1 protein-coding gene is annotated in these 646 nt (G+C 65.0%); it reads right to left on the minus strand.

Annotation, left to right across the window (positions count from 1 at the left end):
* Window positions 1–646 (minus strand): oxidoreductase (locus TU76_RS24120; RefSeq protein ID WP_048352670.1); only part of this gene is annotated, 646 nt, incomplete at both ends.

Genomic DNA, 646 nt, shown 5'->3' on the forward strand with positions numbered 1-646 from the left:
CATCGAGCTCGGCCAGCGGCGAACGCATGATGTGCACATAGGCCAGATCCAGCGGCTCGGCCGCCTTGCACAAGGCCTCGGCCGTTGCCAGCGGATCGTCATCCTGAATGTCGTTGAACGGGTTGCCCGGGCACAGGCGCATCCCGACCCGACCGGCGCCAATGGCCTGCGCCATGGCGCTGAGAACCTCCACCGGGAAGCGCACGCGGTTCTCGACACTGCCGCCATAACGGTCAGTGCGCAGGTTGCTGCCCGAGGCCATGAACTGCATGGGCAAATAGCCGCTGGTGCAGTGCAACTCCACGCCGTCGAATCCTGCCTCGCGGGCATTCAACGCCGCTTGGCGATACTCTTCGATCACCTGCGCAATGTCGTCCAGCGACAGGGCCTGCGGCTCATCGGTGTCGACCATGCCGGCGGCATCGGTAAACAGTTGGGTGCGCGCGCGCAAGGCTGACGGGGCGACCGTTGCCGCACCTGCCGGCTTGTTAAAGACACTCGATGCCCGACCCACGTGCATCAGTTGCAGCACGATCAGGCCGCCTTCGGCATGCACGGCATCGGTTACGGCTTTCCAGGCAGTGATCTGTTCGGCGCTATAGATGGCCGGGGTGCGGCAATAACCGAGGCCATCGGCCGAGGGCGC

The sequence above is a fragment of the Pseudomonas psychrophila genome, from assembly GCF_001043005.1.
Taxonomy (GTDB): domain Bacteria; phylum Pseudomonadota; class Gammaproteobacteria; order Pseudomonadales; family Pseudomonadaceae; genus Aquipseudomonas; species Aquipseudomonas psychrophila.